11 protein-coding genes are annotated in these 14014 nt (G+C 59.3%); 2 read left to right on the top strand and 9 right to left on the bottom strand.

Annotated features, from left to right (window positions below; translation table 11 throughout):
* Positions 1 to 25 precede the first annotated feature (25 nt).
* Entirely contained in the window at positions 26 to 556 is a 531-nt protein-coding gene (locus J3P82_RS11780; protein WP_434563233.1) for a cupin, read from the top strand.
* 17 nt (positions 557 to 573) lie between these two features.
* Here the strand turns inward: J3P82_RS11780 and treS are convergent, their stop codons facing one another.
* From treS to J3P82_RS11750, 6 genes are all read right to left on the bottom strand, one after another.
* Entirely contained in the window at positions 574 to 2640 is a 2067-nt protein-coding gene (gene treS, locus J3P82_RS11775) for a maltose alpha-D-glucosyltransferase (protein WP_434563231.1), read from the bottom strand.
* Between the two features lie 130 nt (positions 2641 to 2770).
* Complete coding sequence (locus tag J3P82_RS11770; RefSeq protein WP_434563227.1) at positions 2771 to 4039, bottom strand: alpha/beta fold hydrolase; 1269 nt, start codon at positions 4037 to 4039, stop codon at positions 2771 to 2773.
* Positions 4036 to 5019 (bottom strand): alpha/beta hydrolase fold domain-containing protein, encoded by a 984-nt coding sequence (locus J3P82_RS11765; RefSeq protein WP_434563225.1) that lies wholly within the window; start codon positions 5017 to 5019, stop codon positions 4036 to 4038. Before J3P82_RS11765 ends, J3P82_RS11770 begins: the two co-directional genes overlap by 4 nt.
* On the bottom strand, positions 5016 to 6023 hold the full coding sequence (locus J3P82_RS11760) for a phosphoglycerate dehydrogenase (protein ID WP_434563223.1): 1008 nt from the start codon (positions 6021 to 6023) through the stop codon (positions 5016 to 5018). The genes J3P82_RS11765 and J3P82_RS11760 overlap by 4 nt, the downstream gene beginning before the upstream one ends.
* Before the next feature lie 30 nt (positions 6024 to 6053).
* On the bottom strand, positions 6054 to 7451 hold the full coding sequence (locus J3P82_RS11755; RefSeq protein WP_434563221.1) for an OprD family outer membrane porin: 1398 nt from the start codon (positions 7449 to 7451) through the stop codon (positions 6054 to 6056).
* Positions 7452 to 7536: 85 nt separating this feature from the next.
* On the bottom strand, positions 7537 to 8826 hold the full coding sequence (locus tag J3P82_RS11750) for a CitMHS family transporter (protein ID WP_434563795.1): 1290 nt from the start codon (positions 8824 to 8826) through the stop codon (positions 7537 to 7539).
* 269 nt (positions 8827 to 9095) lie between these two features.
* Between J3P82_RS11750 and J3P82_RS11745 the strand changes: the two genes are divergently transcribed.
* Positions 9096 to 10301 (top strand): citrate synthase, encoded by a 1206-nt coding sequence (locus tag J3P82_RS11745; RefSeq protein ID WP_434563219.1) that lies wholly within the window; start codon positions 9096 to 9098, stop codon positions 10299 to 10301.
* A gap of 24 nt (positions 10302 to 10325) precedes the next feature.
* On the opposite strand, the gene J3P82_RS11740 is transcribed toward J3P82_RS11745, so the two are convergent.
* The 3 genes from J3P82_RS11740 to J3P82_RS11730 form a co-directional block, all read right to left on the bottom strand.
* Positions 10326 to 11699 carry an MmgE/PrpD family protein gene (locus J3P82_RS11740; protein ID WP_434563217.1) on the bottom strand — a complete coding sequence of 458 codons (1374 nt, stop codon included), beginning with the start codon at positions 11697 to 11699 and terminating at the stop codon, positions 10326 to 10328.
* A 76-nt stretch (positions 11700 to 11775) separates the two neighbouring features.
* Positions 11776 to 12084 (bottom strand): DUF4387 domain-containing protein, encoded by a 309-nt coding sequence (locus J3P82_RS11735; protein WP_434563215.1) that lies wholly within the window; start codon positions 12082 to 12084, stop codon positions 11776 to 11778.
* Positions 12081 to 13622, bottom strand: a complete 1542-nt coding sequence (locus tag J3P82_RS11730) for an acyclic terpene utilization AtuA family protein (protein WP_434563214.1) — start codon at positions 13620 to 13622, stop codon at positions 12081 to 12083. The genes J3P82_RS11735 and J3P82_RS11730 overlap by 4 nt, the downstream gene beginning before the upstream one ends.
* Positions 13623 to 14014: the final 392 nt, after the last annotated feature.

Here is a 14014-nt window from a genome sequence, read left to right as displayed (position 1 = left end):
TTAGAGCGTGCAGGGAGACGTTTCGATGAGCACACTGAACGCGGTATCGGATTCCATCCAGACCTTGATGCTGGAACGCAACGATTGGGTGCCCAACAACCCGCGCCTTCCGGTGATCATCTACGTTGAGGCGGTGGCTGCCGAGACAGGCGATCTGGCTGCCCATCTCGAAGAGACCTTTCGAAGCAACGGCTGGCCGCCGCAATGGCGCTACGGAATCTACGATTTCCACCATTACCACACCGAAGGCCACGAAGTCCTGGGCGTTGCCAGCGGCCAGGCGCGACTGATGATCGGCGGTCCCGATGGTCAAGTAATCGACGTTCAGGCCGGCGATGTGTTGCTGCTACCCGCCGGTACCGGGCACTGCAACCTGGGTTCCAGCCAAGACTTCCTGGTCGTCGGAGCGTATCCACCGGGCCAGCAGGCCGACATCTGCCGCGAAGCGCCGAGCGAGGCTCAGCTGGCAAACATCGACGCGCTACCGTTTCCTGATCAGGATCCGGTGCAGGGACCACAAGGGGCCGTCCGCCAATATTGGACCAAGCCCCGCTGATCCTCTGCCGGGCCCGGCTAGATCATCGGCGAACTGCTCACCACCCGCAGCGCCAACCCTTCGAACGCATCCAGCGTAATAGTGAATTCACCCTCGGGCGTAAGGTCCCCTTCGACCCGCTCGTTAATGATGTCCACCACCGGCCCCGGTGCGATACCGGGCAGGTGCAGGGTTTCGGTGATGGCCGTCGAGCCGAAGTTGAGCGCGGTGATTTGCGTGCCTTTGCCGGCGGGCAGTTCATGGACCATGATCAACAGCCCCGGATGCTCGACGTCCGGTATGAGTATCTGGCGGCTGGCGGCGATGTCGTAGGCGCGGCGCGCGGCGAGGATCCGGCGCAGTTGCGAAGCGAAGGAATCTGGATCCTTCAATTGGCTCGGCAGGCTGCCGTACAAGGTTCTCGGGCGGGGCATCTCACCGGCCGACAACGGTGCTTGCGGGTTGAGGTCCGCCAGGTCGTAGGCACCGCGATGAATCCAGCGCGTGTCGCCGTCGCGCATCAGGTGCTCGACCTGTTCCGCCGGCAACGGCAATGCGCCCACCAGATCCCAACCCGACAAGGCGAACACGCCCGGCTGCATGGCGTTGAACATCACCAGCAGGATGTGGACCTGGCGAATCTGCTGGATATCGGCCGCCGTGATCGCATCGAGATCACGAATGCCCAAGGCGGCGGTGATGATGCTGGCTGTCGTGCAGGAGACGCCATTGGTAACGAATTTGAGGTTGTACGGCGCATGCTCGCCGGACAGGCGTTCGTACATCTGTTCGCGGATGTGCTCGCGCAAGATGCTGCCGGGAAAGGTCTGGCCTTGATAGAGGTAAGTGTCGTGGGCGTGCAGCGTCCAGAAATGCACCAGCTCCAGGGTCAGTTCGTCATGATTCTGCAACGCATGGATCAGCGATCCCGGGTCGATGCCGAAGGCGTGCATCTGGCGCAGCATCAAGCGCAGGAATTCCGTGTCGCCCATCAGCAACGCATGCTGGTAGGCCGGGCGGGTGATGAAGTCGTAGGACAGGTCTGCCCCGCCGTGGGACATGGCAGCGATGTCGTCCAAGGTCAGGTTCAGCTCCTGGAAACTGAAACCACCTGCCTTGCGAATCGCACCGCCGAGCAATTGGTTGCCAGTAATCGACAGCGGATGGCTTTCAGACCAGGCAGTACCATCGAGCTTGCGCTCCACGCCGAGGAACCCATTGGCATCCAGACGGAGGATCTTCGCCCCCATGACATCTACGGCGTGCAGCGCGTCGCCGATGATCATCTGCTGCGCGGCGAATGTCGGGTCAAGCCAGTTCAACGACGGCTGCCCTTCCTTGAAGTAATGCAGATAGACCCAGCGCCGCGGCTTGCCATCGACACCCATGACGACCGGTGTCGCGCTCCAATCGGTTTCCTTGACGCCGGGTTCGAAGAAGATCACCCGTTGCAACTGGCCGACGATGTAGTGCTTGTCCCGAAGGGCGTCCACTTGCTGCGCGGTGAGGTTCTGCGCATCGCGCCCCTCCCCGACTTCGGGCAGCAGCGGCCAGTCCTCCTCACGGATCTCGACCATGTGGTAGAGCCCTGGATAGTCTTCATAGGCCATCTCCGCCAGGCGAAAATCCGCGCCCTTGCCGGTATGGGACGGGATGACGTCATCGATGACCACCGCGTTATGCGCGGCGGCCATGCGGGTCAACGCTTGGAGCTGCGCATCGGTACCCAGGGCAGGGTCGATGTCGAAGCTGATGCGGTCAAAGTTGCCATCGATGGTTGGCGTGAACTCGGTGCCCTGAAGCCCGCCAGACCTTTTCAACGGCCCGTTGTGAATGCCCTGGATACCGATTTTCGACAACGCGTGCCACAAGGTTTCGTCTCCCAGCGCCTCGAGCACCGTGCCATTTTCACGGGTGACGATGGAGGCCGGATACGCGGTAAACCACACCGACGAAAGTGCAGACGCATCGCGAGGACGGGTATGGGCGAAGGGTTGCTGCCACAAGCGACCTTGCCCCGAGTAAAGCTTGGCTCGCTGTCTCGCAGCGTGAAGCATCGATTGTTCGACCAGCCAGTCGACATGATTTTTCTCAGCCATCGTCATAAAAAAATCGCCTGTCGTGATGAAAAAGTCGCACCGCCCCTGGGCTCAGGGGCGGCGCTTATTAGTCATATGAGGCTTTGGACCGACATTCGTTGCACTCATGTGTCCATCTACCAAACGCCTTGCTCGCTCAATCACCGTTGAACGGCGCGTCCGGATTTCTCGCACCCGGCGGACCGGGCCTTTGCAGGGTGGAGCAATTGGAGCCATGGCCTGCCCCGCCGAGCCAGGCCTCGACAAAGGCAAAGGCATCCTTCAACGAGCCATGAAGCACGCCGTCATGGCCCAGGCCTTCATAGGTGCGCCAGGTGACGTCGTTATCGGCGGCGCACAAGGCCGCCGCGACTGCGTACTGCCGTTCCGGCGTGATGGTTCGATCTGCCTGGCCCGAGGCAATGAACAATGGGAAAGCAACCGACGCCTGGGGCATATCAGTCATCGGGGTGCGCAACGCAGTCAACGCTTCGGGAGCGATGGTCAGAAGCTCGGCAAATGAACCGATCTGCAATTCCTTGGATTTGGCGGCGATGTCCCGGGTACAACCCTGCCGGGCGACCCTTAGCAGTTCCAGGCCATCGTCCGTCAGGATGTCCTCTATCCGTGGGCCGTCGTCGCCCAGGGCGCCGGACGCCAACGCGAGGAACAGCGTATTGGACTGGCGTGGCGCCAGCGTAATCGGCCCTTGGGGGAACGTACTGTTCGCGGCGGTAAGCACCGCACCGAAGATGGGGAGTTCCGGTGCATAGCTGCCAGCGAGGATCGCCGCGCCCAGCGCCGCCCCTGCGCCCTGGGATTGTCCGGCGACGATCACGCGCTTGGCGATGAGCCCTGGCCTGATTGCCCGGGCGGCGCGGATCGAGTCCAGCACCGAGCGCCCCTCGGCTTGCCAGAACGTATAGGGATGCGGCCCCGGCCCTCCCAGGCCTTGGTAGTCGGTGGCGACAACAGCGAACCCGTGGGCCAGCCAGCGGTTGATGTAGGCCGAATCACGCTCGCGCCATCCCGCCCAGGACGGTGCGCAAACATCGGCGATCCCCAGCGTACCGTGGGCCCAGGCCAGTAGCGGCCAGCCGTCGGCGGGAGGCTTGCCCGCCGGCAGGTACAACGCCCCGCTGACCGGAACGAGGCCGGAGTCCCAGCGTGAGTCGGTGGAGCTGTAGAGCAGGCGCAACGCCTGAGCGGCGGCGGGCATCTGCGGCTGCACCGGCAGGGTCTCGCTTCGCAGCACCGCACCGGGCAATCCGGGCATCGGCCCCGCCCAGCGATAGAACGGCGACAGCGTCATATCGCCTGCCGCAGGGCCGACCGGCAGCGTACCGGCCGCCATGACATTGGCCGTCACGCCAACGAATGCACCGATGCAGAGGCGTGTGAGGGACGCGATTCGGAAAATATTCATGAAACGTTCGCCTGACCGGAAAGAGCCTTGCGCAAGGCGCTGCCCTGCGCAGCAATGACGTTGCGCGCAACGGGGGCCACCTCGTTGAACCGGACAAACCCGTGGGTCATGTTTGCGAGCACTCGCAGGCTCGTCGCCACGCCCGCGCTTTTCAGTCGGCTCGCGAGTTCGCGATTTTCATCCAGCAACGGGTCCAGTTCGCCAACCACCAACCGCACCGGCGGAAGGCCCGCCAAGTCGGCGATGATCGGCTGCACGCGCCAGTCATCTTCATCACTGGCCAGGTAGCTCGCCCAATAGGCACTCATCGTCTCGACCGAGAGGTTCTGGCCAGCGTATCCGCCTAGCCGCAGCCAGGAATCGGAGGTCATGTCCCGCGAGTAGCTGCCGTAGAACAGCAACAACTGCCGCAGCGCATCGATTCCCGTATCACGCAGCGCGATGGCAGCGCCCAGGGCGAGGTTGGCGCCTGCCGAATCTCCGCCCAAGGCATAACCGCGTACCGGGCAATCGGTGATCGTCCCCAGCTTGATGACCCGGCTGACGATCGCCAGCACTTCGTTGAATGCGACCGGAAAGCGATACTCCGGCGACAACGCGTAGTCGATGGACAGCACCGCCAGGCCGCTGTCGCGCACCAACTGGCGCAGCGGCGCGTCCCAGCCGGCGAGCGACCCGTGGCGGAATCCACCGCCATGGCAGTAGAACATCAAGCAAGGCGTCTCATCGCCTTCCGGCCAATAGAGCTTGCAGGGCACCGTCCGGCCATCGACGGCGAACCCCAAGGTGCGTTCGTAGGACAGCGGCACGCTGCGGCGTGCCGCCCAGGCATTGATCCGTTCCAGTTGAGCACGGACGCTTTGCACATCCCCCTGAACGACCGGCAGCAACCCTTGTTCATGCAGCGCCGTGGCCACCGCGAGCAAATCCGGATGAACCGGCGGCCGTGCGTCCACCGGCGGGTTTCCAGCGCGACTCATGCCTGACCTTCGCAGCGACGTCCGTCAGCGATGACGCAATGGCTGGGCGGGCTGCGGCCTTCCAGGACGGCTGCAACGCATTGGGCGGCAATCAGGTTGGTCCGGTTGAGCCCCTCGACCGTGGACGCCCCGGCGTGGGGTGTGACGATGACGTTCGGGAGCTGGATCAGTTGTTCAGTGACCGAGGAAAGCCTGGGGTCCGACTCGCTTTCGAAAACATCGAGTCCCGCCCCTGCCAGGCGCTTTTCCCGCAGGGCATCGAGTAGATCCGCATCGCGCACCAATCCGCCGCGCGCGGTGTTGATCAGCACTGCGCCGCGCTTCATCAGTGCCAACGCACGGCCATCGATCAGCCCCTGGGTTTGTGGATTGAGCGGTGCATGCAGGGTAATGAAGTCGCTTTCCTTGAGCAGTGTTTCCAAGTCGACAAAGCAACCGCCGGCTTGGGCGCTACCCGGGCGAGGGGAATAAATCAGCGGCTTGACTTCAAAGCCGGACAAGCGCTGCAGCACGCCCCGGCCAATCCGGCCCAACCCGATGACGCCCACGGTTTTACGGAACAAATCGCCCCCAAGAGGAATCGACCAGTCGTTGGCGGCCAACCCCAGTTGGCACTGCTTGAGTTGACGACACACGGCGAGCATCAGCGCGACGGTGTGGTCGGCGACGCTCGCGTCGTTGCCGCCGATAGCGATGGTCGCCACCTTCCCCGCCGCTGCCACCGCTGCCGTATCGACCCGTTCGTAGCCCACGCCGCGACGGGCGATGACCTGCAAGCGTGGGAGCGAAGCCAACAGGCTGGACGTGATGTTCGCGTGCCCGACGATCCAGCCATCGGCGTCCGACAGGAGGTCCGTCAGCTGGCGTTCACTCAAGTCACCATCGGCTTGCCCCGGAGCCAGTTCCGCGACGACCACCTCACAGCCATGGTTCTTGAGGAAGTCGCCGGCCATGGCGTCGAAGAATCGTTGTGTCACCACTACTTTATGGCGAGGTTCAAACATCTCGGGCCTCCCGATGCAGGTATCCAATGATCAAAACGCGTAATCCAGATACACGCGGGCCTCGGAGCCGCTGACGACGTTGTCGGCTTGCGCGGAGATAAGGGCGACGAAGTCTTGGTCAATTCGATAGTCGATATAAATCAAGCCCACCGAAAGTCCCGCGTATTCCTTTTCATCGAAGCGGTAATAGAGACGGTATTCATTCTGCCGCTCGGTCACGTCCGTGCGCCGGCCGCTAAAGGGATCGGTGGCGTCAAACTCACCTTGCTTGTAGATAGCCATGACTTTGAAACCGTCCAATGGAGCACCCCATAACGAATGTCCGCTCAAGTCATATTCAGCGCCCAGTTGCCAGGTTCGTTCGCCATCGTTATTGAAATCATTACCCGAGCGTGTCCACGCGTCCATCCTGCCGTCGACGTTGTCGCCGTGGTCGAAGTAGGCGTAACCCAGTTGCCCGTTGCTCAACTGCGCGTGCGTCTCGGAAAATGAAACACCCAGGCGAAGTGTGTCGAGCAACAAACCAACATTGATGTTCAGCCACGTCGCGTCATCGTCATAGGCGGCCTGGCCAGATTGCCAATCACGCTCCCAGATCGGCCCGGCTTTTTCGAATTCATAATATTGAGTGTCGAACACGATGCCGGCTTTATCGCCAAGCGGCGCTTTGAGCGTCAGCCCATAACGCGTGTTCTTATTGAAGTCTCGCGACACACCTTGGTCGAAACCAAGCTCGATGGCCTTCAAGTCGTACTTGACGCCATAGGTATAAAGATCCTTTATTTCCTCGCCTGTCTGGCTCAGCAGGTGTTCGAATTCTTCCCTGTCCCGAGGGGATGTGCGGTTGATGTAGGCGGTTTCAAACCCTAGCGTACCGGGCAGCGGACCGATCCCCATCTCGGTAAAATTCAAATGGGCGCGGCCACCCTGGTAGGAACCGGGAACGATTCGAGTATCGAGCGTGACCAATGTCCCCGCATCGAACCGGCCCCGGCCGACTTGAGTGTCGGCATCCCAACCGTTGCCTTCATAACGCAACTTGAAGTAACTCTGCCCAACTTTTGCGAAACCGCCGTTGGTACCGTCGGTATCGTCAAACAAGTTTCGGCCATTGTCTTTTGAATCAATCATCGCCACGCCATACAACGAGGCGTCAAACCCTACGACCCCGGCCCAATAACCGGAGTTATAGTCCAGTATTGCGCCGACCCCTGTCCCACCCAGCTCCGAGCCATCCGGAAAACCACCAAAACGGTCCTCGATCAAGTCATTGGATATCCGCGTATTGATATACATCGAGCGAAGATAGGCATTCAACTTTCCCTCATGCTGAAACCTGTCCGGATGACTGATCGTCGCCGACAGACAAAGATCAGACATAAACAATGTTGACAGGAACGTCATCGCGACGGCGTTAATCGATTTCATCGACCACCTCATCTATTATTTTTATTTTGACGTGAGCAGACGCGAACAGGGCGTCCGTTAAACTTTGGCGTAGCGAATCAATGAATCAGATAATTGCCCGGGTAATAACAGCCGTAACAATCAGCACAAGGCTGCTGCCTATGGCCCAGAGCAGGCAATAGCGTTGCATGTCACCCATGTCGCGCTTAATGATTGCGCTGATCAAATAAACCGCCGCGACCAATGGACTCAATGCATGCACCGGCTGACCCAGTACCGATGCGCGAGCGATGTGCATGGGGTCGATGCCGTATTCGGCGCCGGCGGCCCCGAGCACGGGCAAGATCCCGAAGAAAAACGCGTCGTTGGATAACAGGAAATTAAGCGGCAAGGCGACAAGCGCGGTGATGATGCTGAAATATTGGCCGCCGCTTTCCGGGATCAAATGCACGATCTTCTCGGACATGCCATCGACCATGCCGGTGCCTGACAAGATTCCGGTGAATGCACCTGACGCGAATATCAGGGCGATGACCATCAGGACACTTTCCGAGTGAGCCGCGACTCTGGCCTTCTGCTCCGCCAGGCGCGGATAGTTGATCAGCAGCGCCAAGGAAAAACCGACCATCATCAACATCGGCAAAGGCGCCAGGCCTGTCGCCATGGCGTACATGAGCCCCGCGGTCAACGCGAGGTTGATCCAGAAAAGCTTAGGCTTGTGCGTTTCGGTTTGCAGGATGGGTAATGCGGGGTCGGCCTCTGTGGCGACGTTGGACGCGGGCGTCCAACCCAAACGCCGCCGCTCTTTGCGGCCGATCCAGAAGGCGACGACGAACGCATAGGCCAGTCCCGCCAACATGGCTGGCACCAAGCCCAGGAACAGCTCAGCGACATCAAGATGAAGCGCACTGGCGGCTCGCGCCACCGGCCCTCCCCAGGGAATAAGGTTGACCACGGTATTGGTCAACAGAAGCATCAGCGCGAGAATCAGCGGGTTCATGCCGAGGCGAAGGTAAAGCGGCAGGAACGCCGTCGTTACGATCAACACCGTCGTTGCGCCATCCCCGTCGAAAGAAATAACCGTGGCCAGCAGCGCGGTGCCCAGCACCACGCGAAGCGGATCATTGCCTACGTAGCGGAGGATTTTTCGCACGACGGGTTCAAACAGCCCGGCGTCGAACATGATTGCGAAGTACAAGATTGCAAACATCAACATCAGTGCGGTGGGCGCGACCTGTTTCACGCCGTTCATCACCATGCCACCCAATTCCGGCCCTGCCCCACTGGCCAGTCCAAAAGCAACTGGAACGAGGATGAGTGCCGTCACGGCAGAAAGTCGCTTGCTTATGATCAATGCCATAAACGTGACGACCATTGCGAAACCTAACCAAGCCATGCGTGTCACCTTCTCGTTTTTATTGTTATCGATGTCATCGAAAATCAATGTGAACAGCTCTTGCGCAGCCGAAATCTACATAGGGGTGGAATGGCTGTAAATCTTGATTTTTTTCGTCAACATCCAGCTGTTTGGCGCCTGATCAATCGTGAACCCTGCGCACAATTTTTGCCCTGATCGGAAAAAATTGACGCGCCGATAGACATTGATGAAATCTCGTTATATTTAATAAACATGTATAAAACCTAATCAACCTGATCGGATTCGTCATGCCAGATCAAGAAAACCTTTACCTCTCGGCAGAGGAAGCCGCGGCCCTGCTTGGGGTCAGCCTTCCAACGCTCTACGCCTATGTCAGCCGCAAGAACATCCGCTCGATCAAGATTGCCGGTTCGCCCAAACGCCGTTACTGGGCCGAGGACATTCAGCGTTTGGTAAAAGTCCCGGCGGGCGAGAAACAGGCTGCGAAACGCTCGTCGCCGTCGGACAGTGCGATTACGCTGATCACCGATGATGGGCTGTTCTATCGGGGACACGACGTCCTCGAACTGGCTGATCACGCAACGGTTGAAGACGTCGCCGAATTGATCTGGCAAGTGCCTTCGGCGTTCGGCACGTCATTGCCTCGTGCGCCTAAGGATGCTGCCAAGCTGTTGAAGATCTATGAGCAGATGTCCGCACAAGAGAAAGCCATCGCGCTGTTCCCCCTGGTGCAGCGAGAAAACCCGAAGGCGTTCGACCTTTCCACTGACAGTTACGCCCGCACGGGCGCCGACGTCGTGAGATGGTTTGCCGCATTGGTCGTGGGTGCGACCGAACCGAGCACGCAACCCTTGCATGAATTCATCACCGAGGCCTGCGGCGCCCCGCCTGCCTATGCCGAGCTGATCCGGCGCCTGCTGATTCTCAGCATCGATCATGAACTGGACCACGCCACCCACAGCGTCCGCGTCGCCGCCACGACCGGCGCTACGCCTTACTACGCGGTGATCGCCGGGCTTGCAGCGGCCAGGGGTCATAAGGTCGCCTACGGAAGAAATGAAGCCGCCAGCAGGATGATCGAGGAAATCTGCACGGCCCCAGACCCTGCCCAACCCATTCTGCAGCGCTACAGCCAGGAGGGGCATATCGTCGGGTTCGGCGCCAATGTCCATTCAATCAACGACCCACGCGCCAGCAATCTACTGGCAGCGCTGACCGCGGTGTTTGATGGCGACAGCGAGTTTGCCAAGCTGCAGAAAGCCTTTTCAGTGGCCTCGGAACTCGTTGCCTATCCGCCGGAGTTCATTCTCATGGTGAGCTTCATTGGCCGGAAACTGGGATTGCGTGGACAGGAAATCTCCCTGGCGGGCGTCGGGCGTTCGATCGGTTGGATAGCCCACGCCAGCGAGCAATACAACCAACACCACGACGCTCGACCTCGCGCGCGGTATACGGGGACCTTGCCGACGGCGACCAAAATCGGGCGCCGTTGAGCCCCCTTGGGAGCGCCAATCCCGTTACGAGACCGCCATCGCCGCGAACAGCGATTCGAACTCGTCTTGTTCTTCAAGCCGGGTAACGAACCCCAGTACCCGGGCCTGGGCCGTTGCGTCGATATGCGGCGCTGCCATGCGTACGAATTTTCGCTCGAAATCACGATCGCTCATCGGGGTTTCGACGGATCCGGGCCCGGTGATCATCTCACTCACCACTTGCTCGCCTGACACCAGGGTCACGCTGATACGATTGGCCAGGTGCCGTGGGAACAGTGCAGTCAGCGCCGGATCCTCAGCGACGACAATTTTGTCCATCAAGGCAATCGCCGCCGGGTCGGCAATTTTTTCAGCAGAATACGAGCCTATCGTGATGTCGCCATCGAGCAATGCCCGGGCGACGTTGTAAGGCAAGCTGTGGTCCGCCGTTTCCCTGGTTTTGGGCAACCATTTCTCCGGCGTATCGGCCAGCACCCGGCGGTTGAATTCCGAGGTTTCGATGGTAATGGCGGCAATCTCGTCCACCCCGTCGATCCGTTTGCGTAGATCAAGCGCAGCCCAGACCGCCGTATGCAGCTCGCCATTGGTGGGAAATGTCTTGGTGAGGGAGCGGCAAATGGCGTAATCGCCATTGTCAGGCGTACCAAAATGGTCGGTATCCAGCTCGAATGGCCCCGAAACCTGCTTGAAGAAGCCCATCTCACCTTCAAAGACCGGCGACGGCCCCGTCATGCCATGGCGCGCCAGTTGGGCGGCAAAAATGGCGTTGCGTGCGGCATTGGCTGCAGAGCAACCCTTCCAGTCTGACAACGACCCACTGCGCACCTGGCGCATCGCCAGATGCCCGCTCAGGGCAATATTGATCGCTTGCTCAGTCTGGACCACGTCGAGTTTCATCAGGTTCGAAGCCGCCACCGCCATCGCGACGTTGATGTAATTGACGTGATCCCAGCCACGCTTGTTCAAGCTGGCCGCATCCTGCAACCGCATCTGGATCTCGTAGGCCAGGACAATCGCCGAAACCAGTTCGGCACCCGTTGCCCCCTCGGCCTGGGCCACGGCGAGGCAGGCGGGAATGTTGTCACTGGGGTGGCCCGGTTCCTTGCCCATGTAGCCGTCGTTATAGTCAAGGAAGCGGACCATCAGGCCGTTGGCGAAGGCGGCGATTTCCGGCGTGGTTTTTAGATCCGTGCCGAAGACGCTCGAGGATTTCGCGGTGTTGGCGGCGGCGTAATACACGGCAGCCGTTACCGGGTCAGCCCCGTAGGCGCCCAGCACGCAGGCCAGGCTATCGATAAAGCGCTGGCGTACCAGGTGGATGATTTTTGCGGGCAGCCTTTGCTTCCTGAATTCGTGGGCGTATTGCGCCAGCCGCGTAGCAACGGTCGAGTCCGTCATGGTTACCTCAGGTATGGGTGGGTCAGGCCTCGTCCGTGAGGCGAACAAATCAAGGCGCCACTTGGCGTAGGAAGTTTTAATCGACCATCACGTCGAGCAGGCGGACGTATTGCTGGCCGGCATGCATGTCGCGCTCGACCATGCCCCCCTGCGGCGTTGCCCGCGGATAAGAGATCTTGACCATTTCCAGGTCGGGCACGGCAATGCGCTTGACCCGTTCGGGGTCGGTGCCGTAGAGCCTTGCAAATTGCGCGGGGGAAAGTGCGGCGCAATCGGAATAACGCTCAAAGTTCTCGCGCCCATTGAAAAAGATATCGAACGTAATCCAGAACGGCCCCGCTTGTTTGGATCGGACATGCCGACAGACATCACGCAACTTGATCACTGTGCAAGCTCCTGTATAGCCGTCGACTTATCTGATAGATCAATCCATTTCAGACGAACCAATTCCAATGGATCTTCAAGTTGCACGACGTGATTCAACTTGAACTCGAATATCTGCCCGCGAGGTATATCGGCCGGTGTAAAGGCGAACCCATAGGAAGGCAGTTCCTTGCCCATGACACTGGGGTAATGGAAAAAATACGGATTACAGGCTTGAGCAATTGTATTGGCCATTTCCTGGGTCGCGGCAGTGGCGACAAACAACATACCCACTTCAGGCGGGGGCAATGTCCCAACCGCAGGCGCTGCACCCGTGACGCCGTTCCATCCGTACATCCGCAGGGAAATATGAAACTCGCCCAACTCCTCGGCCGGTATGGACTGGCGCGTTCTTTTATAGAGGGCTTCGAGCAAACGATCGTGGAAACCATCGATATCATTGAGCATATCGGGATCCTGGATGCCCACCAGCATGATCGTTTGATATAAACCAGCCGAGGCACCTTCCAACTTCATGGTGTAGGGCATTTCTTCCCAGCGCGAGCCCTCCACTCGAACGGCGCGGCCATTCAGCCCGGTATAACGCGCCTGGGCAACATTCAAGATGCCGCCTGGCTCGATCAACCGGAACGGATCGCTGTTCTCGTAGAGCATGTGGGCCGATACGCTATGGGGGGTGCACTGATTGTCTTGGCTCAAGGGTTCGACTTCGAAGCCGTTCGCATCGACACTTAGCAGGATGCCCGACCCAAGCGTCGGGTTGACGGCGCATTGCACGCCGCATTCACCGATTTTGCCGGCGTGCCAGGAAGGCCCCCAAGGTGCGCCCTTCCAGATGGGATAGCAGCCGATGACCGCAGTATCGGTGGAACGACCCGCCAGGATTATGTCCGCGCCAGCATCGAGGGCCGCGAGAAAGGGTTCCACCCCAAGCGCCGCGACAATGTGTTCACAACTGTCTACCGTCGCGTCTTCCAGACTTCCATGAGGCGGCAGCGGCTTGATACGGCCTTCAGCGTTCAGTTTTTTAACGGTCTGTTTGTCTTGCTCGCAATAGATGAGCGCAATTTTTGGCGAAACGCCCAACTCTGCAGCAATTTCAAGGGCAATATCTCGCGTCCAATCCAAGTTGAGATCACCGCCTGCCTGCCCTGCGGTGCCGACAATTATCGGCACGCCGGAGTGCGCCTGGGCTTTCATCAAGATTGTCAGGTCGCGCTTGACCGCGCCTCGGTTGTTCTTGGATTTACCAAGTGCAAGATAAGCCGCACCGCTATCGGTTGAGCCGGCGTCCGTAGCGATGACTTGCGCCCCCGCCGCGAGCCCATAAGCAATTTCTTCTTCGCGAACGCCCGCCCCCAAAGAACCACAGGGAACGATGACTTTTATGCAACCTTCAAATAACTGCCCCATAACACCCTCTTCTTGGCGACTCAGTGCGCCAATAATAGGGGCTGAAACTACGTTGACAAGTGGACAGATTTTGTCCATATAGCCCCGTCCGCAAACACCCTTTCGCTGCAACTTTGCGAGGTTCATTGATAACTTCCGACGTTCTCCATCTGCAACTATGGACGTCTAAACATATGCGCCAAGGCCCGTTCCTTCGCGTTAGGAACGCTGAGTTACTTTAAATAAAACCTCCGTTTCACCGACTGAATATGCCAACTGAACACCGCTTCGCAGGGGTATAGAAAACGCTTCATGGCAGCCTTCGTGGCGCCAACAAACCGTCACAAAAATGGCACCCATAAAAACTTTTAAATAATGCGCCATTTTTCCGACAGGTGGCACTGGCGTCCCGTTGCTCCAGATTCGGGGAGAAGCTCATCATCCGCCGGGTATCACTGTGCGTTCAGGCGCTCATCGGCGCTGACACAGGACGTAACTAACCGCATCGCTCGATGGAGCAACATTAGGATGATGACTGT

The organism is Pseudomonas sp. Z4-20 (assembly GCF_051131955.1).
GTDB lineage: Bacteria > Pseudomonadota > Gammaproteobacteria > Pseudomonadales > Pseudomonadaceae > Aquipseudomonas > Aquipseudomonas marvdashtae.
This window is presented reverse-complemented; position numbering and strand designations above follow the sequence as displayed.

Bases quoted from the DNA above. Each gene is read 5' to 3' on its own strand.
- J3P82_RS11780 (WP_434563233.1), top strand. From the start codon at position 26: ATGAGCACACTGAACGCGGTATCGGATTCCATCCAGACCTTGATGCTG.
- treS (WP_434563231.1), bottom strand. From the start codon at position 2,640: ATGACGATGGCTGAGAAAAATCATGTCGACTGGCTGGTCGAACAATCG.
- J3P82_RS11770 (WP_434563227.1), bottom strand. From the start codon at position 4,039: ATGAATATTTTCCGAATCGCGTCCCTCACACGCCTCTGCATCGGTGCA.
- J3P82_RS11765 (WP_434563225.1), bottom strand. From the start codon at position 5,019: ATGAGTCGCGCTGGAAACCCGCCGGTGGACGCACGGCCGCCGGTTCAT.
- J3P82_RS11760 (WP_434563223.1), bottom strand. From the start codon at position 6,023: ATGTTTGAACCTCGCCATAAAGTAGTGGTGACACAACGATTCTTCGAC.
- J3P82_RS11755 (WP_434563221.1), bottom strand. From the start codon at position 7,451: ATGAAATCGATTAACGCCGTCGCGATGACGTTCCTGTCAACATTGTTT.
- J3P82_RS11750 (WP_434563795.1), bottom strand. From the start codon at position 8,826: ATGGCTTGGTTAGGTTTCGCAATGGTCGTCACGTTTATGGCATTGATC.
- J3P82_RS11745 (WP_434563219.1), top strand. From the start codon at position 9,096: ATGCCAGATCAAGAAAACCTTTACCTCTCGGCAGAGGAAGCCGCGGCC.
- J3P82_RS11740 (WP_434563217.1), bottom strand. From the start codon at position 11,699: ATGACGGACTCGACCGTTGCTACGCGGCTGGCGCAATACGCCCACGAA.
- J3P82_RS11730 (WP_434563214.1), bottom strand. From the start codon at position 13,622: ATGAACCTCGCAAAGTTGCAGCGAAAGGGTGTTTGCGGACGGGGCTAT.